The sequence below is a fragment of the Citreicoccus inhibens genome (assembly GCF_019039035.1).
GTDB classification, from domain to species: domain Bacteria; phylum Myxococcota; class Myxococcia; order Myxococcales; family Myxococcaceae; genus Citreicoccus; species Citreicoccus inhibens.
In genome coordinates this window covers 1-25,077 of the sequence record NZ_JAHNZT010000007.1, presented here as the reverse complement: position 1 = coordinate 25,077, position 25,077 = coordinate 1, and the positions used below count along the sequence as shown (strand labels likewise).

21 protein-coding genes are annotated in these 25,077 nt (G+C 69.8%); 10 read left to right on the top strand and 11 right to left on the bottom strand.

Going from position 1 to position 25,077, the window contains the following annotated elements; all coding sequences use genetic code 11:
* Positions 1–5: 5 nt before the first annotated feature.
* Positions 6–1,130: an AI-2E family transporter gene (locus KRR26_RS11645; protein ID WP_217079835.1), complete on the bottom strand. Its 1,125-nt coding sequence runs from the start codon at positions 1,128–1,130 to the stop codon at positions 6–8.
* Between the two features lie 287 nt (positions 1,131–1,417).
* Between KRR26_RS11645 and KRR26_RS11640 the strand changes: the two genes are divergently transcribed.
* On the top strand, positions 1,418–2,965 hold the full coding sequence (locus tag KRR26_RS11640; RefSeq protein ID WP_120209678.1) for a parallel beta-helix domain-containing protein: 1,548 nt from the start codon (positions 1,418–1,420) through the stop codon (positions 2,963–2,965).
* A gap of 31 nt (positions 2,966–2,996) precedes the next feature.
* Positions 2,997–4,229 carry an SO2930 family diheme c-type cytochrome gene (locus tag KRR26_RS11635; RefSeq protein WP_217079834.1) on the top strand — a complete coding sequence of 411 codons (1,233 nt, stop codon included), beginning with the start codon at positions 2,997–2,999 and terminating at the stop codon, positions 4,227–4,229.
* A 13-nt stretch (positions 4,230–4,242) separates the two neighbouring features.
* On the opposite strand, the gene KRR26_RS11630 is transcribed toward KRR26_RS11635, so the two are convergent.
* Entirely contained in the window at positions 4,243–5,013 is a 771-nt protein-coding gene (locus KRR26_RS11630; protein WP_217079833.1) for an HAD family hydrolase, read from the bottom strand.
* A gap of 127 nt (positions 5,014–5,140) precedes the next feature.
* On the opposite strand from KRR26_RS11630, the gene KRR26_RS11625 reads away from it, so the two are divergent.
* The 5 genes from KRR26_RS11625 (at position 5,141) to KRR26_RS11605 (ending at position 12,500) form a co-directional block, all read left to right on the top strand.
* Positions 5,141–7,261, top strand: coding sequence for a catalase (locus KRR26_RS11625; protein ID WP_199723918.1), 2,121 nt, complete (start codon positions 5,141–5,143; stop codon positions 7,259–7,261).
* 79 nt (positions 7,262–7,340) lie between these two features.
* Positions 7,341–7,958 (top strand): LysM peptidoglycan-binding domain-containing protein, encoded by a 618-nt coding sequence (locus tag KRR26_RS11620; protein WP_120209681.1) that lies wholly within the window; start codon positions 7,341–7,343, stop codon positions 7,956–7,958.
* A gap of 157 nt (positions 7,959–8,115) precedes the next feature.
* Positions 8,116–9,159 (top strand): MBL fold metallo-hydrolase, encoded by a 1,044-nt coding sequence (locus KRR26_RS11615; protein WP_217079832.1) that lies wholly within the window; start codon positions 8,116–8,118, stop codon positions 9,157–9,159.
* 155 nt (positions 9,160–9,314) lie between these two features.
* The gene (locus KRR26_RS11610) at positions 9,315–11,282 is read left to right on the top strand and encodes an LTA synthase family protein (RefSeq protein ID WP_217079831.1); all 1,968 of its coding nucleotides are present in this window, start codon (positions 9,315–9,317) and stop codon (positions 11,280–11,282) included.
* Between the two features lie 120 nt (positions 11,283–11,402).
* Complete coding sequence (locus tag KRR26_RS11605; RefSeq protein WP_120209684.1) at positions 11,403–12,500, top strand: Gfo/Idh/MocA family protein; 1,098 nt, start codon at positions 11,403–11,405, stop codon at positions 12,498–12,500.
* On the opposite strand, the gene KRR26_RS11600 is transcribed toward KRR26_RS11605, so the two are convergent.
* From KRR26_RS11600 to KRR26_RS11585, 4 genes are all read right to left on the bottom strand, one after another.
* On the bottom strand, positions 12,497–13,453 hold the full coding sequence (locus tag KRR26_RS11600) for an HTTM domain-containing protein (RefSeq protein ID WP_217079830.1): 957 nt from the start codon (positions 13,451–13,453) through the stop codon (positions 12,497–12,499). The two genes, KRR26_RS11605 and KRR26_RS11600, sit on opposite strands and share 4 nt — an antisense overlap.
* Complete coding sequence (locus tag KRR26_RS11595; RefSeq protein WP_147423063.1) at positions 13,450–13,965, bottom strand: hypothetical protein; 516 nt, start codon at positions 13,963–13,965, stop codon at positions 13,450–13,452. The genes KRR26_RS11600 and KRR26_RS11595 overlap by 4 nt, the downstream gene beginning before the upstream one ends.
* A gap of 156 nt (positions 13,966–14,121) precedes the next feature.
* Positions 14,122–17,310, bottom strand: coding sequence for an efflux RND transporter permease subunit (locus KRR26_RS11590; RefSeq protein WP_217079829.1), 3,189 nt, complete (start codon positions 17,308–17,310; stop codon positions 14,122–14,124).
* Positions 17,307–18,488, bottom strand: coding sequence for an efflux RND transporter periplasmic adaptor subunit (locus KRR26_RS11585; protein ID WP_120209688.1), 1,182 nt, complete (start codon positions 18,486–18,488; stop codon positions 17,307–17,309). The genes KRR26_RS11590 and KRR26_RS11585 overlap by 4 nt, the downstream gene beginning before the upstream one ends.
* A gap of 535 nt (positions 18,489–19,023) precedes the next feature.
* On the opposite strand from KRR26_RS11585, the gene KRR26_RS11580 reads away from it, so the two are divergent.
* A complete protein-coding gene (locus KRR26_RS11580; protein WP_120209689.1) occupies positions 19,024–19,668 on the top strand; it encodes a YdeI/OmpD-associated family protein in 645 nt (214 codons plus the stop codon).
* A 12-nt stretch (positions 19,669–19,680) separates the two neighbouring features.
* Here KRR26_RS11580 and KRR26_RS11575 read toward each other — a convergent pair whose 3' ends face one another.
* The 3 genes from KRR26_RS11575 to KRR26_RS11565 form a co-directional block, all read right to left on the bottom strand.
* On the bottom strand, positions 19,681–20,115 hold the full coding sequence (locus tag KRR26_RS11575) for a DoxX family protein (protein WP_120209690.1): 435 nt from the start codon (positions 20,113–20,115) through the stop codon (positions 19,681–19,683).
* 86 nt (positions 20,116–20,201) lie between these two features.
* Entirely contained in the window at positions 20,202–21,392 is a 1,191-nt protein-coding gene (locus KRR26_RS11570) for an acyltransferase family protein (RefSeq protein WP_217079828.1), read from the bottom strand.
* A gap of 61 nt (positions 21,393–21,453) precedes the next feature.
* Positions 21,454–22,035: a dihydrofolate reductase family protein gene (locus tag KRR26_RS11565; protein ID WP_120209692.1), complete on the bottom strand. Its 582-nt coding sequence runs from the start codon at positions 22,033–22,035 to the stop codon at positions 21,454–21,456.
* 122 nt (positions 22,036–22,157) lie between these two features.
* On the opposite strand from KRR26_RS11565, the gene KRR26_RS11560 reads away from it, so the two are divergent.
* The gene (locus KRR26_RS11560; RefSeq protein WP_147423064.1) at positions 22,158–22,445 is read left to right on the top strand and encodes a hypothetical protein; all 288 of its coding nucleotides are present in this window, start codon (positions 22,158–22,160) and stop codon (positions 22,443–22,445) included.
* A gap of 263 nt (positions 22,446–22,708) precedes the next feature.
* Positions 22,709–23,701 carry a hypothetical protein gene (locus KRR26_RS11555; protein ID WP_217079827.1) on the top strand — a complete coding sequence of 331 codons (993 nt, stop codon included), beginning with the start codon at positions 22,709–22,711 and terminating at the stop codon, positions 23,699–23,701.
* 12 nt (positions 23,702–23,713) lie between these two features.
* Here KRR26_RS11555 and yhbY read toward each other — a convergent pair whose 3' ends face one another.
* Positions 23,714–24,004: a ribosome assembly RNA-binding protein YhbY gene (yhbY, locus tag KRR26_RS11550; RefSeq protein WP_120209695.1), complete on the bottom strand. Its 291-nt coding sequence runs from the start codon at positions 24,002–24,004 to the stop codon at positions 23,714–23,716.
* 66 nt (positions 24,005–24,070) lie between these two features.
* Complete coding sequence (locus tag KRR26_RS36740) at positions 24,071–24,712, bottom strand: DnaJ domain-containing protein (RefSeq protein ID WP_236068519.1); 642 nt, start codon at positions 24,710–24,712, stop codon at positions 24,071–24,073.
* Positions 24,713–25,077: the final 365 nt, after the last annotated feature.

Below are 25,077 nucleotides of genomic sequence, written 5' to 3'. Positions count from 1 at the left end.
TCGGCTCAGCCCACGTTCTGCCGCGAGGGCGTGGCGGGCGTTGGGTGCGCGGCGCTCGGGGGCGTGGACTCGTGCCGGCCGTAGTCGCGGCGGTAGATGCGCAGCAGTGCGAGGAAGGTGGCCATGACGAGCGGGCCCAGCAGCAGGCCCACGCCCCCGAAGATGGAGAGGCCCCCGAGGATGGAGAAGAAGATGAGGGCCGGGTGCAGGTCCATCCCCCGGCGCGCGAGCAGCGGCTTCACCAGGTTGTCCACCGTGCCCACCACCGCCACGCCCCACACCGCCACGAGCAGCGCCGTCACGGGGCGCCCGTCGAAGAAGACGATCGCGGAGGCCACCAGGCACATGCCGCCCGCGCCCACGGCCGGAATGAACGCGGTGAAGAAGGTGAGCAGCCCGAAGAAGACCGCGCTTGGTACTCCGCCCACCACGAAGGACAGGAACGCGAGCAGCGCCTGCACGCCCGACGTGGCCACGGTGGAGACGATGATGGCGCGTGAGACATCTCGGAACTCGGTGAGCAGATCCGCCGTCTGACCGGACTCCAGCGGCGAGAGCTCCTCCAGCCACGTCACCAGCCGCCCGCCGTCCACCAGCAGGAAGAAGAGCGCCACCAGCATCATCACGCCCTGCACCAGCACGGAGCCCGTGGCGGACACGGCGCGGCCCACCACCTCCGCGGCCTGGCCTCCGCGCTCGCTCAACTCCTGCTTGAGGGCCTCGCTGAGCTGGGCCTCCTCCAGGTGCAGGCTCTCCACCACGCGGCGGGCCCAGGGCTGGAGCGCGGCGGGCACGCGCTCCACGACACCTGTCAGCCCCTCCTGCCGCACGAGCGACGCCACGGATTGCGCGCCCTGCACGCCCTCGCGCACCACGTAGGCGACGAGGCTCGCCAAGGGCCCCACCACCACCAGCGCCACGGCGAGGCACAGCAGCGTGGCCGCCAGGTTGCGCCGCCCGCGCAAGAGCCGCGTCAGCCCCTCCTGCGCGCGCCAGAGGAGCGCCGCGAAGATGGTGGCCAGGAAGAGGGGCCGGATGAAGGGCCACAACGTCACGCCCACCAGCAACAGCGCCGCGAGGATGAGTCCCACGAAGATGCGTCGGGCCTGGGGGTTGTCGGGTCGAGTCATCGTGCCCAGGCAGATAGCAGGTCCGCGCGTTGGAGCCGCTGTGCTGCTCGGCTTTCACTCCCAGGTCCAAATCGAGGGCCGAGAAATCTGATACATCGCGTCAATCATTACCGCGGGCGTAGTGTTTTCGCCTGAGGTCACAAGTTGCAGTGCGTCAATCCCTGTCGCGGGCGCTTGTGCTTGTGATTCACAAGCGTTCGCTCCCACTATTCCGTCCATTCCCCGCCGCTCCGCGTCGCGCCTCGCCCTGTCGAGGACTCCGTGGGTGGTGTTTCCGGAGGAACGCCATGCACCGTCTGTCGTTGACTCGCGCTTCTTGTGCCGCCCTGCTGACCGTGGTGGGCCTGTTGGCTCTGCCTGGATGTTCCGAAGAGGAAGACCCCAAGCCGTCCGGACCGGGCACGAAGGTGGACGCCGGGACGGACGCGGGCACGGAGCCCGATGCGGGCACGGACGCGGGCGTCATCGTGGACGCGGGCACGCCGTGGGACGGCGGCGTCACGGGGACCTTCTCCTGCGCGGGCAAGCAGGGCCAGACGTATAGCTTCACGCCGGGCCAGGAGCAGCAGATCCAGGACCGGGTGAACTCGCTGACGGAGTGCGCCACCATTCAGCTGGCGGCCGGCACGTACACCTTCGACAACGCCATCACCATCCGCAAGGACGGCATCACCTTCGCGGGCGCGGGCAAGGGCACCAAGGGCGAGGCCACCGGCGGCGCGTCCAGCACGGTGCTCGTCTTCACCAACGCCGCGGCGAACACCAACGGCCTGGACGTGGTGGGCAAGCTGTTCACCGTGCGCGACGTGGCCATCTGGAACGCGAAGAAGGACGCGCTGCGCATCGAGAACTCCACCGACGTGCTCATCCAGCGCGTGCGCACCGAGTGGGCGCAGCAGAACAAGGAGAGCAACGGCAAGTACGGCATCTACCCGGTGAAGTCGAAGTACGTGACCATCGATGACTGCGAGGCCTACAACGCCGCGGACGCGGGCATCTACGTGGGGCAGACCGAGTACGCCATCGTGCGCAACAACAAGGCGCTGCAGAACGTGGCGGGCATTGAAATCGAGAACACGCGCTTCGCCTTCGTGCACGGCAACCTGGCCCAGGACAACACCACGGGCCTGGTGGTGTTCGACCTGCCCGGCAACCCCATCGTGGGCACGGACATCCGCTTCCAGAACAACAAGGTCCTCGACAACAACCGCCCGAACTTCGCGTCGGTGACGGCCAGCAGCAGCACCGTGTCGCAGGTGCCGGCGGGCACGGGCACGTTCATCCTGGCGTCGCGCCGCGTGGAGTTCTCCGGCAACACCTGGTCGAACAACAACACCGTGGACATCGCGGTGCTGAGCGGTCTGGCCATCGAGCCGGATCCCGCGCAGTGGAGCGCGGGTGGCGGCAACTGGGGCACGTCCGACATCTACATCCACGACAACACGTTCCAGGGCGGCAGCGGTGACTCGGTGGACAACGGCGCGCCGGACCAGGAGAAGCGTCCGTTTGGCGCGGTCGTGTTCGCGGCGTATCAGTACGCGGCGGCGGCGCAGGGCATCCTGCGCGTGGAGCACATCCTCTGGGACGGCATTGATCCGGCCCCGCGTGACCCGAAGCACCCCAACGCCATCAACCTCTGCGTGGGCGCGAACACGGTGCCGCAGTCCACGAAGAACATCATGGTGGACTTCGACCTCCAGGCGGTCTCCGGGAACCTGACGGGCTCGTCGCCGAACCTGACCACGGCCTGGGGCTTCACGAAGCACTACGCGCAGGGCGCGGCCCCGTACAACTGCGCGGGCTTCAACCCGCCGGTCGTCACGGGCAGCCTCTAGTCGTCACGCCAAACCTCGGAGCTCGAACACCATGCGCGCGCTGTCCCCCCTGTTTCCTCGCCTCTCCGCGGTGCTGCTGGCCCTCGTGCTGGCCGCCTGCGGGGGGACGCCTTCCGAGAAGAAAGTCGATACCGTTCCGGACGCGGGCAATCCCGACGCGGGAGCACCGGATGCGGGGGGGCCAGACGCGGGCGCTCCAGATTCGGGGAGCCCCGACGCGGGCTCCCCTGACGCGGGCGAGCCGGACGCGGGCGAGCCGGATCGGGTCATGCCCGACAACCTCTCCGAGCTGGGGTTGTTCACGGGGAGCCCGAGCGATGGGGGGATGCACCCCGTCGCCGGGAACGTGCCGTACACGCTGACGGCGCCGTTGTTCTCAGACTACGCGGTCAAGTCCCGCACGCTCTTCGTCCCGCCGGGCAAGGCGGCTCGCTACGACGCGAAGGCCGTGCTGGACCTGCCGGTGGGGACGTTCATCACCAAGACGTTCTCGTATCCGGCGGACATGCGCGCGCCGACGCAGGCCGTGCGCGCCGTGGAGACGCGCGTGCTCATCCGCCAGCCCTCGGGCTGGGAGGCGTATCCGTACCTGTGGAACGCCGACCAGACGGAGGCCACGATGGCGGCGGGTGGCCGCGTGGTGCCCGTCGAGTTCATCGACCTCCACGGCGTCACGCAGAAGATTTCGTACCTGGTCCCCAGCCGGAACCAGTGCCTCACCTGCCACCATCTCCAGAACGCCACGGGCGAGCAGGTGATGCTGCCCATCGGGGTGAAGGCGCGCTACCTCAACCGCACGAACACGTATGACGGCGTGGAGGTGAACCAGCTCCAGCACCTGGCGCAGCTCGGCCGGTTGGAGGGGCTGCCAGCGCTGGCGGACGTGCCGCACGCGCCGGATCCGTTCGACGCCACGCAGGCGGACTTGAGCACGCGCGCGCGCACGTACTTGGACATCAACTGCGCGCACTGCCACAACCCGCAGGGCACGGCCGGCATCACCAGCCGGCTGTTCCTCAACATCGACAACGTGGACCTGTTCAACCTGGGCGAGTGCAAGCGCCCGGGCTCGGCGGGCAGCGGCGTCGGTGGTGAGTTCGACATCGTCCCCGGCGACCACGCCACGTCCATCCTCTGGTACCGGATGGACACCACGGAGTCCGGGAAGATGATGCCGCAGATTGGCCGCTGCCTCCGCCACGAGGAGGGCTCCAAGCTGCTCGCGGATTGGATCGACTCGCTGTCCCCGAGGCCCTGCAAGTAGCGCGGGGGCCGCGTCAGGTCTCCGGGAGGAGCTGCACCATCGCGGGCAGCTCCTCCGCGCGAGCCTGGAGGCGCGGCTTGGGCCGGATGGCCACGGGGATGCGGGCGGCGGCCAGCATCTCCAGGTCGAACAGGTTGTCCCCGAAGGCCGCATGGAGGGGCTGGGCCGTGCGGGCGCGAAGGCAGCGCACCTTGCCCGGCCCGTAGGGAATGGGCTCCTCCACGGAGGGCCGCAGCCGCCCCGCTGCTTCCCGCGGCGTGCACGCCAGCACGCGCTCCGGTGAGAGGCCCAGCGGCCCGACCGCCGCCTCCACCACCGCGCGTGGCGAGGCGCTGACGATGTAGCAGTCCACGCCCTCGGTCTGCGCCCACGTCAGCACACGCCGCGTCTCTGGATGCACGCGCGACTCCACGCGCACGCGTGTGACGACATCCCGCGCGAAGGCGCGCACGTCCTCCGTGCGCCAGCCCGCGAACAGCCACGCTTGCATGGCGTACAGCTCGTGCTCGGGGAGACGTCCCGCCTCGTGGGCGGCGAAGAGGCGGCGGGCCAGCTCCCGGTCATCCGAAGCCGTGTCCACGCCGTGCGCCAGGCACAGGTGCTCCAGGGCCTCGTGCACCTCGGGCTGGAGGTCGCCGTGCTCCAGCAGCGCGAGGAAGAGGTCGTCGCCCACGTCTCCGCTCCACAGCGTGCCGTCCGCGTCGAACGCGAGCACGCCGCCGGGCGTGCGGAGGAATTCGGCGCGGATGCGCTCCAGCGTCTGGGTGACGGGTTCGGTCTTCATGGGCGCATCCTCGCCGGAGGTCCGCTGAGGAGTCACTGTCACCCAGCGGAAGCTTGTCCGCGGGAGCACGGCCGTGGGGCGCTCGGCGCCTCCTAGGCTGCGCCCTCCTCGTCACGGGAGGCGCGGCATGGCCAGGGGCAAGTCGGACGGAGTGCGAGTCCACGAAGACAGCAAGGAAGAGGCGCTCGCGAAGGACCGCTCCGAGCCCACGGGGCAGCGGTTGACCACGGACCAGGGCACGGGCGTGGTGAGCACGGACGACTCGCTGCGCGTGGGCCCACGCGGCCCCACGCTCCTCGAGGACTTCCACCTGCGAGAGAAGGTCACACGCTTCGACCACGAGCGCATCCCCGAGCGCGTGGTGCATGCGCGGGGCGCGGGCGCGCACGGCTTCTTCCAGGTCTACACCTCCCAGGCCGAGCTGACGCGGGCGCGCTTCCTCCAGGACCCCTCGGTGCGCACGCCCGTGTTCGTGCGCTTCTCCACGGTGGTGGGCTCGCGGGGCTCGGCGGACACGGTGCGGGACGTGCGCGGCTTCGCGGTGAAGTTCTACACGGAGGAGGGGAACTTCGACCTGGTGGGCAACAACATGCCCGTCTTCTTCATCCAGGACGGCATCAAGTTCCCGGACGTCATCCACGCGGCCAAGGCGGAGCCGCACCACGAGATGCCCCAGGCGGCCACCGCGCACGATTCGTTCTGGGACTTCGTGTCGCTCGTGCCCGAGACGATGCACATGGTGATGTGGACGATGTCCGACCGGGCGCTGCCGCGTAGCTACCGGATGATGGAGGGCTTTGGCGTCCACACCTTCCGCTTCATCAACGCGCGGGGCGTGTCCCGCTTCGTGAAGTTCCACTGGAAGCCCGTGCTCGGCGCGCACTCGCTCGTCTGGGACGAGTGCCAGGCGCTGGCGGGCAGGGACCCGGACTTCCACCGCCGAGACTTGTGGGAGGCCATCGAGGCCGGCCACCTCCCGGAGTACGAACTGGGCGTGCAGGTCATCGAGGAGGCGCTGGCGGAGCGCCTGGGCATCGAGCTGTTGGACCCCACCAAGCTGGTGCCGGAGGAGTTGGTGCCGGTGGAGCGCATCGGGAAGCTGACGCTCCACCGCAACCCGACGAACTTCTTCTCCGAGACGGAGCAGGTGGCGTTCTGTGTCGCGAACGTCGTGCCGGGCATCGACTTCACCGATGACCCGCTCATGCAGGCCCGCCTCTTCTCGTACCTGGACACGCAGCTGACCCGCCTGGGCGGCCCCAACTTCGCGGACCTGCCCATCAACCGTCCCCTGGTGCCGGTGCACAACCACCAGCAGGACGGATTCGGGCGGCGCCTCAGCAACGCGGGGCGGGCCAACTACCACCCCAACTCCCTGGGGGGCGGCTGCCCCGCCCTCGCCTCGGCGACGCAGGGTGGCTTCGTCCCCCACGCCGAGCACGTGGGCGGCCTCAAGGCCCGCGTCCGTGGTGAGTCTTTCGCGGATCATTACAGCCAGGCGGGACTCTTCTTTCGAAGTCTGTCCGATACAGAACAAGCGCATCTGATTGATGCGTGTCGTTTTGAGCTGGGCAAGGTGGTGACACGAGAAGTTCACGAGCGGGTGCTGGGGCACTTCGCGAAGATTGATGGCGTGCTCGCGGCGCGGGTCGCCGAGGGACTGGGATTGCCTGCCCCAGCGCCCGCGGTGGTGCCCTCCGTTTCCGCCAATGCCGTATCACCGGCGCTGAGCCTGGAGAATACGGTGAAGGACAGCATCAAGACGCGCCGCGTCGCGGCGTTGGTGGCGCCCGGCGTGGATGCCGTGGCGCTTCAGGGATTGCGCAAGGCATTGGAGTCGCAGGGCGCGACGCTGCGAGTCATTGCGGGCCATCTGGGCTCGGTGAAGGACGCGAGTGGCAAGCCCTTGCCCGTGGACGTGAGCGCCATGACGACAGCCTCCGTCGAGTACGACGCCGTCTTCATTCCCGGGGGGAGCGCGAGCGTGACAGTCCTGTCACAAGACGCGCGGGCCCGGCACTTCGTCTGGGAGGCCTACCGCCATGGCAAGGCGCTGGGCGTGTCGAAGGAGGGCGTGGAGCTGCTGCGGGCTTGTGGAATCCCTCCCGCCGCACCGGGCGTCGTAGCGGACACGGCCTCCGGAGAGGCCAAGGCCTTCGCGCGCGCTTTCAGTGAGGCCATCGCAAAACATAGACACTGGAATCGTGCCGATCCGAGCGGATTCCCTCTCTCGCCACCCCAAAATTAGAGAAAAGGCGGGCGCAACTCCTTGCGGGTGCCAGCGATAACTCTCTCAACGGTGTCTGGCTTTCCTGGAGAACCTTCTTATGAGCAACTACCGCATCAAGTCTGGGGACACGCTGAGCGGAATTGCGAAGCGGAACCATACGAGCGTGGCCGCGCTGATGAAGGCCAATCCGCAGATCAAGAACGCGGACCTCATCTACGCGGGCAAGAAGCTCAACATCCCTGGCAGCAAGGATGAGTTTGTGGGTGGCAACCAGGGCCTGAAGGGCGGCAAGGGTCCGGGCGGGACGAAGGGCACGCAGGGCGCCCAGGCCGGTGCGCCGGTGGGCGACGTCCCGAAGGGGCAGGTGGGCGATTGGATCAAGGAGGCCATGCAGGTCCTCAGCGCCGCGGGCGTCCCGGCGGACAAGATGAACCCGCAGGACATCGCGGCCATCATCCAGCACGAGTCGAGCGGCAACCCGAACGCGCAGAACAACTGGGACTCGAACGCGCAGAAGGGCACGCCCTCCATCGGCCTGATGCAGACCATCCAGCCGACGTTCGACTCGTACAAGCTGCCGGGCCACAACAACATCCGCAACCCGGTGGACAACATCATCGCGGGCGTCCGCTACTCCATCGCGCGCTACGGCTCGGTCTCGAACGTGCCGGGCATCAAGTCGATGCGCACGGGCGGCGGCTACGTGGGCTACTGAGCCCCGCCGCTTCGCTTCCCCACGCGCCCCGCGCGGGCCGTCTCCTGGGTTCGGGAGCGGTCCCTCGCGGGGCGTTCGCGTTGGCGCCCGACTGGCCGGACGGCTCGCCGGGCGCAGCGGCCTTTCCCCGGAGCGGGGGGCCCATTAGATAGCCGGGATGCGTTCTTCTCGGAGTGGTCGTGTGCAGGGTGCGCGGCTGGAGCGGGTGAAGGCCTCTCGCCAGTTCGCCGAGGGGCGGTTTCGCAACACCGCGCCCGAGATCTCGGTGCTCCAGGGCAACCCGTTGCCGCTGGTGGGGGAGTTCTTCTTCGGCGACGCGCAGCGCACGCCCCCGGGCCCGCTGCCGGTGTTGGATCCGCGCGCGGCGTGGACGCGTCCGGTGGAGACGGGCTTCCGCGTGACGTGGCTGGGGCACAGCACGCTGCTGCTGGAGTTGGATGGGGCGCGCATCCTCACGGATCCAGTGTGGGGCGAGCGGGCCTCGCCCATGTCCTTCGTGGGGCCCAAGCGCTTCCACGCCGCGCCCGCGTCCCTCGCGTCGCTGCCGCCGCTGGACGCGGTGCTGGTGTCGCACGACCACTATGACCACCTGTGCCGCTCCACCATCCACGCGCTGGCGGCGATGGGCGTGCCGTTCATCACCGCGCTGGGCGTGGGCGCGCACCTGGAGGCGTTCGGCGTGGCGCCCGAGCGCATCACCGAGTTGGATTGGGGCGAGGAGGCCACGGTGGGGCCGGTGCGCTTCACCGCGACGCCCGCGCAGCACTTCTCCGGGCGCGGGGTGGGGCGCCGGAACCAGACCCTCTGGGCGTCATGGGTGCTGACCTCCGCGCGCCGCCGCGTCTTCTTCAGCGGTGACACCGGGCTGACCCCGGAGTTCGAGGAGATTGGTCGCAAGCACGGGCCGTTCGACCTGGTGATGCTGGAGGTCGGCGCGTTCCACCCGCGCTGGGGCACCATCCACCTGGGCCCGGAGAACGCGCTGAAGGCCCACGCCATGCTGGGCGGCGGTGCGCTGCTGCCGGTGCACTGGGGCACGTTCGACCTCGCGCTGCATGCCTGGGATGAGCCGGCGGAGACGCTCGTCCGGCTGGCCGAGGCGCAAGGGGCGCGGCTGCTCACCCCCCGACTGGGCGAGGTCATCGAGCCGAGCCGCGTCGAGGGGCTCACGCCCTGGTGGCGCGACATCCGCGCGCCCTGAGCGGGTGGCGCGACATCCGCGCGCCCTGAGGGGGCGGGGGCGCTCCGCGCGAGGAGGGGACCCACAGGGGCCGCTGGCCCTCCGCGCGGTGTTGTGGTTTGCACTACGGTGAGGTCGCCGTTTCCCAGGCGCCTTGTCTCCTCCAGGTTCCGCCCATGATGAAGCCCACCCTGCTCGCCCGCCGACTCCTTGCCCGGCGCCATGGTTATGCCGCGCTGTTCGTCCTGCTGTTCGTCGTCGTGGCGCAGCTCACGCGCGTCGCGTTGTGGGTGAAGTCGGCGCGGCAGGTGTCGCTGGATTCGAGCCTGCTCGCGGCGCTCCTCTGGGGCCTGCTGTTCGACGTGGGCGCGGGCGTGCTGTTCGCGCTGCCCGGCGTGGTGGTGTCCACGCTGCTGCCCAAGGGGCTGGTTCAGGGGAGGGCGGCGCGGGTGCTCGCGCACGGGGGCGTGTTCGTCTCGCTCTTCGCGCTGCTGTTCATCGCGGCGGCGGAGTGGCTCTTCTGGGACGAGTTCGGCGTGCGCTTCAACTTCATCGCGGTGGACTACCTCGTCTACACGAACGAGGTCATCGCCAACATCCGCGAGTCCTATCCCATCCCCACGGCGCTGGCGGGGCTCGCGGTGCTGGCGGCGCTGGGCACCCTGGCCGTGGCCCGCTCCGGGGCCGTGGGCGCGTGGCTGGCGGGGCCGGCGGAGCCCTGGAGAGACCGGCTGCGCGCGGGCGGCGTGTGGCTGGCGGTGGCGGGGGTGGTGGGCCTGGGGTTGGACTCGAACCTGCTCCCCAGCTTCGCCAACAACTACAACCGCGAGCTGGCGAAGAACGGCGTGTGGGCCATCTTCTCCGCCTTCCGCAACAACGAGCTGGAGTACGACCAGTTCTACCTGACGCTGCCCGTGGATGATGCCTTCCGCCGGCTGCACTCGGAGCTGGCCGAGGACCCCACGGTGTCCATGGCAGCGTCGACCTCGCGGGATGCGCTGCACGAGGTGCGCAACGAGGGCACCGAGCTGCGGCCCAATGTCATCCAAATCACCGTGGAGAGCCTCAGCGCCGAGTTCGTGGGCGCCTACAACCCGAGCTCCAAGCTGACGCCGGAGTTGGATCGCATCGCGCAGCAGAGCCTCGTCTTCGACCGCTTCTACGCCACGGGCAACCGCACCGACCGGGGCATGGAGGCGCTCACGCTGGCGCTGCCGCCCACGCCGGGCCGCTCCATCCTGAAGCGCCCGGGCAACGAGCGCCTCTTCACGCTGGGCAGCGTCTTCCGCACGCGGGGCTACGACACGGCCTTCGTCTACGGAGGCTACGGCTACTTCGACAACATGAACTACTTCTTCGGCGAGAACGGCTACCGCGTGGTGGACCGCACCGCCGTGGCGAAGGAAGACGTCACGTTCTCCACCGCGTGGGGGGCCTGCGACGAGGACCTCTTCCGGTGGGTGCTGCGCGAGGCGGACGCCGCGGACGCCGCGAAGAAGCCGTTCTTCCACTTCGTGATGACCACGTCGAACCACCGGCCGTACGCCTATCCCGAGGGCCGCATCGACCTGCCGCCCAAGGCGTCTGGCCGCGCCGGCGCGGTGAAGTACACCGACTACGCGGTGGGCAAGTTCCTGCGCGAGGCGTCCACCCGGCCGTGGTTCAAGAACACCGTGTTCGTCATCGTCGCGGACCACTGCGCCAGCTCGGCCGGCAGCACCGAGCTGCCCATCCAGCGCTACGCCATCCCGCTGATGATTTATGCGCCCGGCGGCCAGGTGGCCCCCGGCCACGTCACCACGCTGACGAGCCAGGTGGACTACGCGCCCACGCTGCTGGGGCTCCTCAACTGGAGCTACCAGAGCCGCTTCTTCGGACGGGACGTGCGCCGCATCGACCCGTCCGTGGCGGGCGCCTTGATGGGCACCTACCAGAAGCTCGCGCTGCTGGAGCGCGGCGGCTTCGCGGTGCTCAAGCCCGTGCGCCAGGAGACGCAGTTCCACTACGACGCCAAGACGAACGCGCTCACCCCGCGCGGCTCGGATGACGCGCTGCTGGACGAGACCATCGCGTACTACCAGGCCGCCAGCTACGCGTTCCGCAACGGCGTGCAGTCCGAACTGGCCGCTGCGCCCCACCCCTGACGCCCCCGGGGCCCCGCGTCGTCGTTCTCGACTTTGGCTTGAAATCCGGAGGTGGCCTCCATATCTGGAGGGCGCCTCCGTTTCGGGCCAGGGCTCGGGGAGCGCATGTCGGGAGGGCACATGAGCGGGACACGCACGCAGGGCCGGATCCGGGTGGGAGTCATTGGCGCCAGTTCGAGCGGAGGGTGGGCGACGTACGCGCACCTGCCAGCGCTCCAGGTGTTGCCGCAGTACGCGCTCACCGCGGTGAGCACGACGCGCAAGGCGAGCGCGGAGGAGACGGCGCGGCGCTTCGGGGTGCCGCACGCGTTCGAGGGCGCGGAGGCGCTCGTCACGCATCCAGACGTGGACCTGGTGGTGGTCTCGGTGAAGACGCCGGAGCATGACCGGTGGGTGCGCGCGGCCATCCACGCGGGCAAGCACGTCTTCTGCGAGTGGCCGCTGGGCGCGTCGCTTTCGCAGACCACCGAGCTGCATGCCCTGGCCGAGAAGGCCGGCGTTCGTCATGCCATTGGGTTGCAGCGGCGGTTGGCGCCGAGCGTGCGCTACCTGAGGGACCTCGTGGCGGAGGGGTACCTGGGCAAGCTGCGCTCGGTGACATTGAACGCGGCCATGCCGCCCCTGGGTGCGCGGCGCGCCGCCAACGTGGCCTACACCGCGGACGTGGCCAACGGCGCCAGCGCGCTGACCATCTTCACGGCGCACTACCTGGACATGGTGCTCCACGCCGTGGGCGAGCTTCGTGAGTTCTCCGCGGTGGTCGCGCGCCAGTTCGACCACACGACCCTCATCGAGACCGGCGAGGTGCTCCCGGTGAGCACGCCCGACCAGGTGCTGCTCAGTGGCACGCTGCGCGACGGCGCGGTGCTGTCCGCGCACTTCGAGGCGGGCAAGCGCAACGGCGGCGCCATCCTGTGGATGCTCACCGGCACCGAGGGGGACCTCGTCGTGACGGAGGACTACCAGCTGCTCGCGGCGCGCGGGGATGGCCAGCCGCTCGCGCCGTTGCCCGTCCCGGAGCGCTACTCCTGGCTGCCGCTGGGTGGGTTGGACCCCGAGGCGCATCGCATGGCGCACGTGTACGCGGGCTTCGCGCGCGACCTCGCGGAGGGCACGCGCACCGCGCCAGATTTCACGGACGCGGTGGGCCGCTACCGCTTGCTGGACGCCATCCAGCGCTCCTCGGACACGGGGCAGCGTCAGGTCTGGAACGGCTAGGGCGCGCGCTGGAGCGCGGCGGCCATCGCTCGCGTCTGCACACGGGCCGAGAGGGCCTGCGTGAAGGGCAGGAAGCCGAACGCCGCGAAGGTGAGCACGGACAAAAGGAGGCTGGGTAGCCACAGGCCCAGCACCAGTCCCGTGGCCAGATGCATGCCCAGCGTGAGCACCACCCAGGGCGCGCGCGTCGCCTTCCACCACACGCACGGCGCATAGCCCAGCTCGACGCCGAGCACGGCCCACGTGGCGGCCTTCACGAGCCCCGGATGGAAGGCGAGCCACGCCAGGTCGAACCGCGCGAACGGGGGCTGCATCCACGCCTCCCACAGCGCGGTGCCGTCCTGCCACGACGGGGCCAGGGCCTTCTCCACGCCGGTGGACAGGTACACGAGGCACAGGTGGAGCTGGAGCACGCGCAGCGACAGCGCCGCCTCCGCCGAGGGCGCGCTGGACGCGCGGCCCGCCACCTTGTCCAGGGACAGCGCGGCGCCCACGGGCATGAGCGCGCAATAGAACAGGCTGAGCGGGGCGAAGACCTCCAGCCCATGCTCGAACAAGGCCCCGCTGTTGAGCAGCACCGCGTGGACGAGCCAGGCCACCGCGGCGCTGGCCCGCGTGCGCCAGCCGAGCAACAGCCCCACCAGCGCCACGCCGTAGACGACGAGCACCCCGGTGACGCACTGGCTGGGCGAGACGCCCACCGCCTGTAGCGCGTGCGCGATGAAACCCAGCCGAGGCACCCACGGTGAGGCGAGCGGCTCGGAGAGATTCCACGGCAAGAGGCCCGAGTCTCCGAAGAGGGACATGAGCGTGTCCGCCTGCTGCCACCCCTGCGCGAGCAACACCAGCGCCACGCCGATGCGGAACACCGCGAGGGGGTGGGGCGCCACGGGCTCCGAAACAAACGCGGCCAGCCTGCGGCCCAGTCCTCGCGAGTCGAGGGCGGCCGTCATGGCGCGTCCGCGCGGGGCTGCGGGTCACGGCGCGGCATCTCGGCGCGGTAGACCACCGCCCACATGGGCCGGCTGCCCACGCGGTAGTCCTCCATCGCGGGCAGGTACAGCTCATCCACCATCACGCTGACGCTGCGCGCGTCCGGGTGGCGACTGAACATCACCGTGGCCCAGTCCCGCGCCAGGTCCGCCTGCACGTCGCTCAGCGCGACCGTGCTCCGAGGCGAGTGCACGCGCTGGTTCACCACGTCGCTGGCGAAGGGGAGGTCGTCTCGCACGCGGCGCCCCGGCTCCAGCCCCACGTCGAAGGAGACGCGCACCGTGGGGCGGACCGTCGGGGAGAAGAGGCCGTAGCGCGCGCTGACGCCGCTCCATTGCGCGTGGGCCTGAAGCAGCCCCTCCGCGAGCGAGCCCGGCGGGAAGGGTCGGAGGTGGAGCACCGCTCCCGCCGCGAGCAAGAGGTGCAGCGCCGCGAGCGCGCGCCACGCCGTGCGAGCCATCATCGTCCGCATGTGACCGTCCCCGCGATTCACTGGCGGGGGCAATCTCGGCCACGCGCGGGGAAGGCACAATCTGCCCTCGAGTCGAGTGTTGCCCAGGGGAAATGCATCACCGGACGACACCCCCATGCCCCGCGGGGCGGTGGGCGTGTCGTCCGGTGGGAATGCTCAGTGACCTTCGGCCTGGGGCACCGCCGGCGGCACGAGCGCCTCGGTCCGCTCCTCGGGCCGGCTCGCCGAGAGCTTGCGGATGACGATGTAGAAGATGGGCGTCAGCACGAGGCCGAACAGCGTCACGCCCAGCATTCCGGCGAGCACCGCCACGCCCATGGCCTGCCGCATCTCCGCGCCGGCGCCCGTGGCTCGGGCCAGCGGCACCACGCCCATGATGAACGCGATGGACGTCATCAGGATGGGCCGCAGTCGCAGGCGGCACGCCTCCAGCGCCGCTTGAACCACGTCCACGCCTTCATCCTCCTGGGCGCGAGCGAACTCGACGATGAGGATGGCGTTCTTCGCCGCGAGGCCCACCAGCACCACCAGGCCAATCTGGGTGAAGATGTTGTTGTCTCCTCCCACCAGCCACACGCCCACCAGCGCGCTGAGCAGCGCGAGCGGCACGGTCAGGAGCACCGCCAGCGGCAGCGACCAGCTGTTGTACTGGGCCGCGAGGATGAGGAAGGCCAGCAGGATGGCGAGCGGGAAGACGAAGAGCCCCTCTTTGCCCGCGCGCTTCTCCTGGAACGTGAGGTCCGTCCACTCGAAGCCCACGCCCGCGGGCAGCGTCTGCGCCGCGATGCGCTCCATGGCCGCCACCGCCTGTCCCGAGCTGACGCCCGGGCGGGCCATGCCGATGAGGTCCGCCGAAGGGTAGCCGTTGTAGCGCGGCACCTGGTCCGGACCGAAGGAGGGCACCACCTTCACCAGCGAGGCGAGCGGGACCATCTCGCTCTGGACGTTGCGCACCTGGAGCCGGCCGATGTCCTCCGGCTGCATGCGGAACGGGGCGTCCGCCTGGACGTTCACCTGATACGTGCGACCGAAGCGGTTGAAGTCGTTCACGTAGAGCGAGCCCAGCTGGATTTGCAGCGAGTCGAAGACCTCCGACAGCGGCACGCCCAGCGTCTTGGCCTTCACGCGGTCCACGTCCAGTCGGAACTGGGGCACGTTGACCTCGAAGCTGGACATCAACCCCATCAGCTCCGGCTGCGCGGAAGCGGCCTGCACCAGCGACTGGCTCGCGGCGTAGAGCGCATCCGGACCCAGGCCGGCGCGGTCCTCCAGTTGGAGCTTGAAGCCGGCGCGGTCACCCATGCCGGGCACAGGAGGCGGCTCGAACATGCCCGCGAACCCGTCCTGGATGGTGGCGAACTTGGCCTGTAGCCGGTGCGCGATGGCGGACGCGGTGAGGTCCTTCGTGGTGCGCTGCTCGAAGGGGTCCAGCACCGTGAAGACGACGGCCGAGTTGGAGGCGCTGACGAAGCCGTTGATGGACATGCCGGAGAAGGCCACCACGTGGGCCACGCCCTTCTCCGCCAGGGCAATCTCGGACATCTTCTTCACCACGGCGTCCGTCCGGTCGAGCGAGGCCGCGGGAGGCAGCTGCGCGATGCCCACCAGGTAGTACTTGTCCTGCATGGGCACGAAGCCCGTGGGCACGCGGTTGAAGCCCACCCACGTGAGCACGAGCAGTCCACCGTAGACGGCGAGCACGAGCGCGCTGATGCGCACCAACTTGCGCACCGTGCCCACGTAGCCGGCCGAGGCCTTCTCGAAGAAGCGGTTGAACGGCCGGAACAGCCAGCCCCCGAACGCCCAGGCGATGATCCGCGTGAGGACGTCCTTCTTGTCGTGGTGGCCGCGCAAGAGCACGCCGGCCAGCGCGGGGCTGAGCGTGAGCGAGTTGAAGGCGGACAGCAGGGTGGAGATGGCGATGGTCAGCGCGAACTGCCGGTAGAACTGGCCGGTGAGTCCGCCCAGGAACGCGGTGGGGACGAACACGGCCGTCAGCACGGAGGTGATGGCGATGATGGGCCCCGTCACTTCCGTCATGGCGCGGCGCGCGGCCTCCTTCGGAGTGGCTCCCAGCTCGATGTGCCGCTCGACGTTCTCCACCACCACGATGGCGTCATCCACCACGATGCCGATGGAGAGCACCAACCCGAAGAGCGACAGCGTGTTGAGCGAGAAGCCCAGCATGTGCATCGCCGCCGCCGTGCCCACCAGCGACACGGGCACCGCCGCCAGCGGGATGATGGAGGCGCGCCACGTCTGGAGGAAGAGCACCACCACCAACACCACCAGGAACACCGCCTCCAAGAGCGTGCCCACCACGTTCTTGATGGACGCGCGCACGAAGAGGGTCGGGTCGTACGCGATGCTGTACTCCATGCCGGGGGGGAAGAACTGGCTCAGCTCGGCGATCTTCGCGCGCACCGCCGCGGAGACCTCGAGCGCGTTGGAGCCCGACGCCTGGAGGATGCCGATGGCCACCGCGGGCTTGCCGTCCAACTGGCTGCGCAGCGCGTAGGTGCTGGCGCCCAGCTCCACGCGGGCCACGTCGCGCACGTGCGTCACCTGACCGTCCGCGCCCACGCGCACCACGATGTCGCGGAACTGCTCCTCGTCCGTGAGGCGGCCCTGGGTGGTGACCGTCACCTGGAAGGGGGCGGCCGCGTCCGGCTGCTGGCCCAGCACGCCGGCGGCCACCTGCACGTTCTGCTCGCGGATGGCGTTGACCACGTCGTTGGCCGTGAGCTTGCGCGCGGCGAGCTTCTGCGGATCCAACCAGACGCGCATGCTGTACTCGCCGGCGCCCCACACCGCCACGCTGCCCACGCCCGGGATGCGCTGGAGGACGTCACGCACCTGGAGCACCGCGTAGTTGGAGAGGTAGAGCGGCTCCAGCTTCCCGTCCGGCGAGACGAGGTGGACCACCATGAGGATGTCCGGGCTCGTCTTCTCCGTCATGAGCCCCATGCGCTGCACTTCGGCGGGCAGGCGGGGCAGGGCGCGCGCCACGCGGTTCTGCACCTGCACCTGCGCGAGGTCCGCGTCCACGCCCTGCGCGAAGGTGACCGTCACGGAGACGCGGCCGTCGCTCGTGGCCTGGGAGGACATGTAGAGCATGCCCTCCACGCCGTTGATCTCCTGCTCCAGCGGCGCGGCCACCGTCTCGGAGATGACGCCGGGGTTGGCGCCGGGATAGGCCGCGCGCACCACCACGGTGGGCGGCGCGACGGCGGGGTACTCGCTCAAGGGGAGCTGGGTGAGGGACAGGCCGCCGGCGATGAGCAGCAGCACGGACAACACGGCCGCGAAGATGGGCCGGTCTACGAAGAAGTGGGCGAACTTCATGGCTGACGTCCCTCGGTGCTCGGCGTCTCGGCCATGGCGACCATCTTGGGCGTCACGGTCATGCCCGGCCGGGCGAAGCCCTTCAGGATGATGCGCTCACGCGGCGACAGGCCCTTGCGCACCACGCGCAGGCCACCTTCGGTCGCGCCCAGCTCCACGCGCCGCTGCTCCACGGACTGGTCCGCGCGGACCACGTAGACGAAGCGGCCCTGCTGGTCCGTCCCCACCGCCTGCTCCTGGATGAGCAGGGTGGGCTGCGCGGAGGTCGTCTCCAGCCGCACGCGGGCGAAGAGCCCCGCGGTCAGCTTGCCGTCCGGGTTGGGCAGCACGGCCCGGGCGCGCGCGGTGCCGTTCTTGGAGTCCACCCGGTTGTCCAGGAAGTCGAGCCGGGCCTCGTGGGGGAAGCCGTCCTCGCCCGTCAATGCCACGCGCACCGGCGCCGGGGCCACGCGGCCATCGGCCCGGCGACCCGCCGCGCCCGCGAACCGCAGGTAGGTGGGCTCGTCCACGTCGAAGTAGACGTAGAGCGGATCCACCGAGACGATGGTCGTCAGCAGCGTGGCGTTGGCGCTGCCGCCGCTGACCAGGTTGCCCTGCGTGACGATGGCGTGACCCACCCGGCCGCTGATGGGGGCGCGGACCCGCGTGTCATGCACCTCGATTTCAGCCGCGCGCACGGCGGCCTTGGCCGCTTCCACCCGCGCGCCGCTCTGGGCCTTCTCGGCGGCGAAGACGTCGAAGTCACCCTGGGCCAGGGCCTGTTGGCCCACCAGGTGCTCGGCGCGCTCGAAGCGGCGCTCCGCCAGGGTGCGAGCCTCCTCGGCCTGATGCAGATCCGCCTGGGCGCGCGCGAGGGCGGCCTCGGCGACGCGCGAGTCCAGCTCGAAGAGGACCTGTCCGGACTTGACGAGGCCGCCCTCCGTGAAGCGGACCGCCTCGATGTAGCCGCCCACGCGCGGGCGCAGCTCCACGCTCTGCACGGCGGCCAGCGCGCCGGTGAACTCGGCGTTCTCCGCCAGCGAGCGCGTCACGACTTCCGCCACCACGACCTCGGGCGGCGGGGGCTTGGCGGCCGTGGCGGTGGCCTGCCCGGTGCCTTCGTTGCTCGCGAGGACGATTCCTCCGACCACCAGGGGGACCGCGAGGGCCGCTCCCACCATCGTGTGTTTCGACAGCATGTGTCACTCCTGTTGCGTGACGGCGCGCACTCGCGAGGAGGTGCGCTCGCTTTCGCGAGCCTCCCTGCGGCCGTCACGAATCGCGCCACGAGACGGGACTCATGACGCGGCCACGCGAAAGCGGGCGCTTTCGTGGGGCATGGGGTTCTGGAAAAGGGGGGGATGCTTCAGGACCGGCGTAAAAGACGCGCTTCCTCGCGTTCCATTACACCGGGGACTGCGTCACCGCCGACGGGATACCTGGGGGTTCAGATCTCGTCGCAACATGAGCACCGACGTGCGAGCACCGGGCGGACCCGATGGGAACGTTCGGCTTCCTGCTCGGCCTCTCTGCGGTCCGAGGCAGGCGCCATCAGGCATTGAAAATGGGGAGAAATTACGGCGCACCACATGCGCACTAACTAAGGCGGATCCCTCGAATGTCGCAACGCATTCCGCGTCCCGAGTTCGCGACGTGTCGTGTTCGTCCAAGATGCACCCGGGCAATACGTGCTGCGATGCGACCCGAACCGAGCCGACGAGAGTGAGAGCTGCCATGACGCGCGCGACGAAGAAGGGGGTCCCGAAGAAGTCCGCTGGGGCGAAGACGCAGGTGGGTGCGGCGGCGAAGGCGGAGCTGCCCATCGTCGCCTTCGCTACGCCCGAGGACTGGTCCAGCTGGCTGGCCGCGCACCATGCCGCCTCGAAGGGGGTGTGGCTGAAGCTGGGAAAGAAGGACTCAGGGCTGGTGTCCATCGACTATGCGCAGGCGTTGCAGGTGGCGCTGAGCTGGGGATGGATTGACGGGCAGAAGCGCGCGCACGACGCGACGGCGTGGCTCCAGCGGTTCACGCCGCGGGGCCCGAAGAGCATGTGGTCGCAGATCAACCGCGACAAGGCGATGGCGCTCATCGCGTCCGGAGAGATGAAGCCGTCGGGGCTCGCCGAGGTCGAGCGCGCTCGAAAGGACGGTCGGTGGGCCGCGGCCTACGCCTCGTCGAGCAAGGCGGTGGTGTCACCGGAGCTTCAGGCCGCGCTCACTGCCAATCCGCGCGCGGAGAAGTTCTTCACCACGCTGGACTCGGCGAACCGGTACGCGGTGCTGCACCGCGTGAACACCGCGACGAACGAGGAGACGCGCCAGCGGCGCATCACCCGGTTGGTCGAGATGCTGGCCCGCCACGAGAAGATCCACCCGTAGCGCGGGCCGGGGTCAGCGCCGCTGCCCGGAGAACAGCGCCTTCGTCTGAGGCCAGCGGCCCCAGGCGATGAAGTCGAGCAGGATGCAGAACACCGCGGGGCCCAGGGCGAAGATGGCCGGCGGGAGCACCAGCAGGTGGGTGAGCACCGCGCCCACCATGACGCCCGCGAGCCCCAGCGCGGCCAACCCGGACAGGCGGGGGATGAGCAGCCCGAGGCCGCCCGCCACTTCGAGCGTGCCGGTGAGGTAGCGGAACCACTGCCCCAGGCCAATCTTGTCGAAGTTCTCCACCACCTCCGGTGTGGTCCGCAGCTTTCCGCTCCCGGCGAAGACGAACAGCACCGCGAACAGGACCTGGAGCACCCAGAGGGTGATGTTCAGGGCGCGACCTCGAGATGGCGCGGCGGTGTCGAGAGACGTCGTGGCGGGGGCGGCGGTCTGCGTCATGGGCTGGCTCCGAGGTTGGCGTGAGGCTCCGAGGCGACGTCGAATGAGTACGGAAGAAATCGACACGCCGGATTCACTTTGTGGCCTCAGCCCGTCCGAGGCGCCACGGAGGCCCTCGGCTGGGGTGTCGTGAGGCGGGCGCGGAGCCAGCGGCGGGCGGGTTCCTCCACCTTCAGGAAGACCGCGCGCGAGACGAGCAGGGTGGCCGCCACCGACAGCCCGCAGAAGAGCGGGGGGGAGGCCCGCTCGATGCCCAGGCCCACCAGTCGGTCCGCCACGCGCGCGTAATAGGCCAGCGGGATGTGGAGGATGTAGAGCGCGAAGCTGGCCTCGCCCAGCCGCACCGTCACGGGGTGCTCCAGGAACCGGGCCAGTGGACCGGCGCCGCGCGCGAGCGCCCAGATGAGCCCCGCGAACAGCGGCGTGAGGAGCGCGTCACGCAAGGGGAGCGTGGCCTCGGTCCAGGGCGGCAGCATCACTCCGAGGGCCAGGGCCACGGCGAGGAAGGGGAGGCCCGCGGGCACGGGGCGGGCCTGGCCTTGGGCCTGCCTCAGCGCGAACGCCCGCCCCATCACCACGCCCAAGAGGAACTGCGCGAGCCGAGGCACGGGGTGGTACGCGCCCACGTGCCGCCACGTCTCCGAGGCGCCGAGGACGCTGTCGGGATGCGCCGCGAGCCAGCCCTCCATGCCCCACGCGGCGCCGGCGGTGAGCAAGCCCACGAGCACCGTGGCGAGCGCGATGGCGGCGAGCACGAACGAGCGGGCTCGGGCGACGGGCAGCGCGAGCAGGGGGAAGAGGGCGTAGAAGAAGGCCTCGACGGAGAGGGACCAGCCGGGGCAGTTCCACTGGCACGCCAGCGAAGGCGCCCAGGCCTGGGTCAGGGTGAAGACCGCGGTGCTCACGCTCGCGAGCCGTTGCAGCGCCTGCGCCGAGGCGCCCCCTTCCTGCCGGAGCACCGCGAGGAAGAAGGGCGGCGCGGCGAGCACCAGCCCCAGGAGGTACACCGGATAGATGCGCGCGAAGCGAGCGGCCCAGAAGTCGCGGCGGGACACGCGGCCCGCGTCCGCCGCGCCCAGGTGGCTGTAGGCCAGCACGAACCCCGAGAGGATGAAGAACAGGGTGACGCTGGAGGGCCCGCCGTCGAGCAGGGAGCTGGCCCAGCGCGGCAGGCCTTCGCGGGGGACGACGTGGAACGCCACCACGTGGAGGGCCGCGAAGAACCGCAGCCCCGTGAGCGCATGCAGCGAGGGACGGGCCGTGGACGAGGAAGTCACCGTGCCGGCCAGTCTGCCCGAACTCGGGCGCCAGGGAATCCACGGCGCCTGGGGGCAGGCGTCAGCTCGGTCGCGGGGCCGCCGGGACGTAGGTGAGGAAGACGACCCCGCTGGGGAGCGTGCGCGTCTCCTTCAGGCTCAGTGCGTGTGGCGCGAAGCCCGAGTCCACCAGCCGGATTCCCGAGCCCACGATGACGGGATTGAGCTTGAGGATGAACACGTCGATTTCAGGAAGCAGCTCGGCGGCGAGCGCGCCTCCCCCCACGAGCCAGAGGCCCCGGCCGGGCTGCTGCTTCAGCTCGCGCACGGTGGCCCGCGCATCCTTCGAGAACGTCACCGTGGGGTCGGGGCTCTTCTCTCCCGAGCGGGTGAACACATAGTGCGCCAGATGGGGATAGGCATTGGTGACCCCGGCATCCAGGCCCACCTGGTACGAGCGGCGTCCTTCGAGCACCGTGTCGAAGTGCTTCCCTGGGCCCGTCAGCCCTCGGTACGCGCGATAGCCGGCGGGCAGGGCCTCGGGATACTCGGCCACGATGGCGTCGAAGTAGTCCGGGGCGCTGGAGAAGAAGTCGAACGCTCCCTGAGGCGAGGCGATGAATCCATCCAACGAACTGGCGACGAAGTAGGTGAGCTGTCTCAAGGTTCCTCCGGTTCTCGTTGCCCTTGGGCCTTAGCGCGACTCCGCCCTGCAGTGAATCCAACTCGTGTTCTTTCACCGAGGCGGAGTGTTCTGGCTGGCGCTCCCTTCGCTGGCCTTGTGCGGTGGGGCAGGACGTCAACGTCCGCGCCGCCAATACGATGGCGTTCTCCGCGGAGCCGCAGGCGCTCCCCACGGACTTCGCGTTGTCCAACCTGCACGTGCGGCAGCAAATCTTCCGCATCGTGGCCGTGGACTCGACGAACAAGATGCTCACCCTGGACAAGCCCTTGGAGTACGGCATCCCGGTGACGTCCAGCTCGGATGGCTCGGCGGCGCGTGGAGCAAGGGCAAGGGTGCAGCGGCCACTTCCGCGGCTTGCGTGTCTGGGATTCGCTCTGCGCGGGCAATAACGCGAGTGATGAGTCTTTGGGGCCCGGCGTCTTGGTGGGGGCCTTGAGGCGATGCGGGATGTTTGTCTTGAGGCCCGCCCCTTCGTCGAGCACTCCCCGCGTGGCGCAGTCATGTGGCCGCGCCACGCGGTGGAGTTCATTGACGCGCTTGGCCTGGCGCGTCGAAACGGCTCGGCGGAGATTGCATGGGGGCTCGGGTTTTCTCTCCGGGATTCATCGTACGCTCGGTGCATCCGTTGCTGCGTGTCCCGGGAGACTCCTGCATGAAGGTTCCGAGCTCGTTGTCTTGTCTATTGGCGTTGTCGCTGTCGTGGGGGAGCGTCGCGGGCGCGGTCGAGCCTCAAGCGCCGGGCTCCGAGCCGCAGGCCTCCGCGGCCGAGTCTCAGGCGTCTGCCCCCGAGCCCGCGAGCCCGTTGCCCGAGCCGCTGTTGCTCCCGCCGCAGACCCGGCTGTTCCTCTCCAGCCTCACGGTGGTTCGCTACAACCCGCTGGGTTTGGAGACACAGAACCGGCTCGTCTATCAGCGCCGCCTGTTCGACAGCTCGGAGCTGCTGTTTCGAGACACCTTCGCCAGCGCCGCCGCGAGCCTCAAGGCGAGCCCCGCCTACGTGAAGGTGGGCCCGATGCTGGAGCTCCAACCCCTGACGGTGCTCAACCTGCGCGCCGGCTACGAGTACGTCCGCTTCTTCGGGACGATGGGCTTCCTCCAGTCCTATCCGGGACCCTTCCACGACTTCTCGGATGACGTGCGCGACGCCACCCGCGACGGCGCGTACAGCACCTCCGGGCACCACCTGCTCTTCGAGCCCACGGTGCAGGCGAAGGTGAAGTCGGTGGCGCTGCGCTCGAAGCTGGCCGTCGAGTATTGGAACGTCAACCTGCGGGACGGCGCGGGCGGCACCTTCTACGACGCCACGCTCGACACGCTGGTGCCGGGCAAGGGCTGGGTGCTCGCCAATGACACCGACCTGCTCTACCTGGGCGGGGCGTGGACGGTGGGGGCGCGCTTCAGCGCGGTGTGGCCGCGCTACGGCGAGGACGCCTCCCTGCCCGCCAACTTCAAGGGCAACAGCCACATGCGCGTGGGCCCGCTCGTGGCCTATTCGTTCCACACCCGGGAGAACTCGTCGTTCAACCGGCCCACGCTCCTGGTCATCGCGGGTTGGTATCTCCAACACCCCAACCGCGCCGAGGCGATGCCCTACCTGCTCGCCGGGTTCTCGTTCAGCTCGGACCTGATGCCGAGCCGACGGTGAGGCTCGGCGGGCTCAGAGGTCCTCGAACTTGGACTTCTTCTCGCGCTTCTTGAAGAAGAGCGCGGTGCGGCCCAGCAACTGCGCCAGCTCCGAGTGCGTGCCCTCGGAGATGCGCGCGGCGGCCTCGTGGCGCGTCTCGGGGCCCTCGTTGATCTTCACCTTGATGAGCTCGTGGTCGTTCAACGCCTGCTCGACGGCGGCGATGACGCCCTCGGTGACGCCGGACTGGCCAACGAGGACCACCGGCTCCAGGTGATGGCCGATGGCGCGCAGATGGCGCCGCTGCTTCCCGGTAAGGGACACGTCTGACTCCTTGAGGTTCGGGCCGGGGCGAGCAAGGGGGCTCGCTCCGGCGAAAGGGGGCGCACCCTACTTCTTTTGGGTCGCCATGCGGATCTCCCGCATCGCGTCGATGTGGTCGGGCTGCAGCTCGACCGTTCGCTTGAAGTGCTTGAGGGCACTCGTGGCGTCCCCGCAGAGCTTGGCGATGACGCCCAGGAAGTAGTGGGCGGGGGCGCACCGCTCATTGCGCTTGATGGCGTTCTGGATTTCCCGGAAGGCCTCGGGCTGGGCGGCCTTCTTGTCCGCCGCGGTGAAGAAGCGGGCATAGCCACGCCACGCGTAGAACTCGGCCTCCTCGGCGTTGAGCTTGATGGCCTCGTCCAGCATCTTCACGGCCTCGGGGAACTTACGGGCCTTTACGAGGATGCAGGACTTCTGGAAGAGCTCCTCGGCCATGAGGATGGACTGCACATCCACCTCGTTGCCGGCGCCGCCGCTCTTGAGCTCCTCGAGGTAGTTGGCGCGGCTCTTGTCGTCCGTGAGGGTCCGGTAGGCGTCGCCGATGTACGCGAAGATTTCGGCCTTGAGCTTCTCCAACTCGGGCGGCGCGCCCTGCGGCAGGGTGTCCGGGTGGTACTGCTTGGCGAGCCGGAAGTACGCCAGCTTCACCGGGCCCGCTTCGGTCTGTTCGGACAGCCCGAGCCGCTGGAAGTGGTTCTGCTGCTTCATCGCCGTGGCGAGCTGGCGCAGCGCGGGGATCTCCTCGGCGCCTGGGCCCGCTGCCGCCGCCGGGGCGGGTGCCGCCGCGCTGGGATTGGTGACCCCGGGCGGGGCGGGGCGGGCGGGGGCGCTCGGGGGCGTGCCTGGACGAGCGGCACCAGGGCCCGCGGCGGGGGCTGCTCCGGGGCCTGCCGCGGGGCGCGCGGCACCAGGGCCCGCGGCGGGCGCGACTCCGGGGCGCGCGGCGCCGGGGGGTGTTCCTGGTGCCGCAGTGGGGCGCGCGCCAGGGCCTGCGGTGGGCGCCGCTCCGGGGCCGGTGGCGGGCGCGACGCCTGGACCTGCCGCGGGCCGTGCGACGCCTGGGCCGGCGGTGG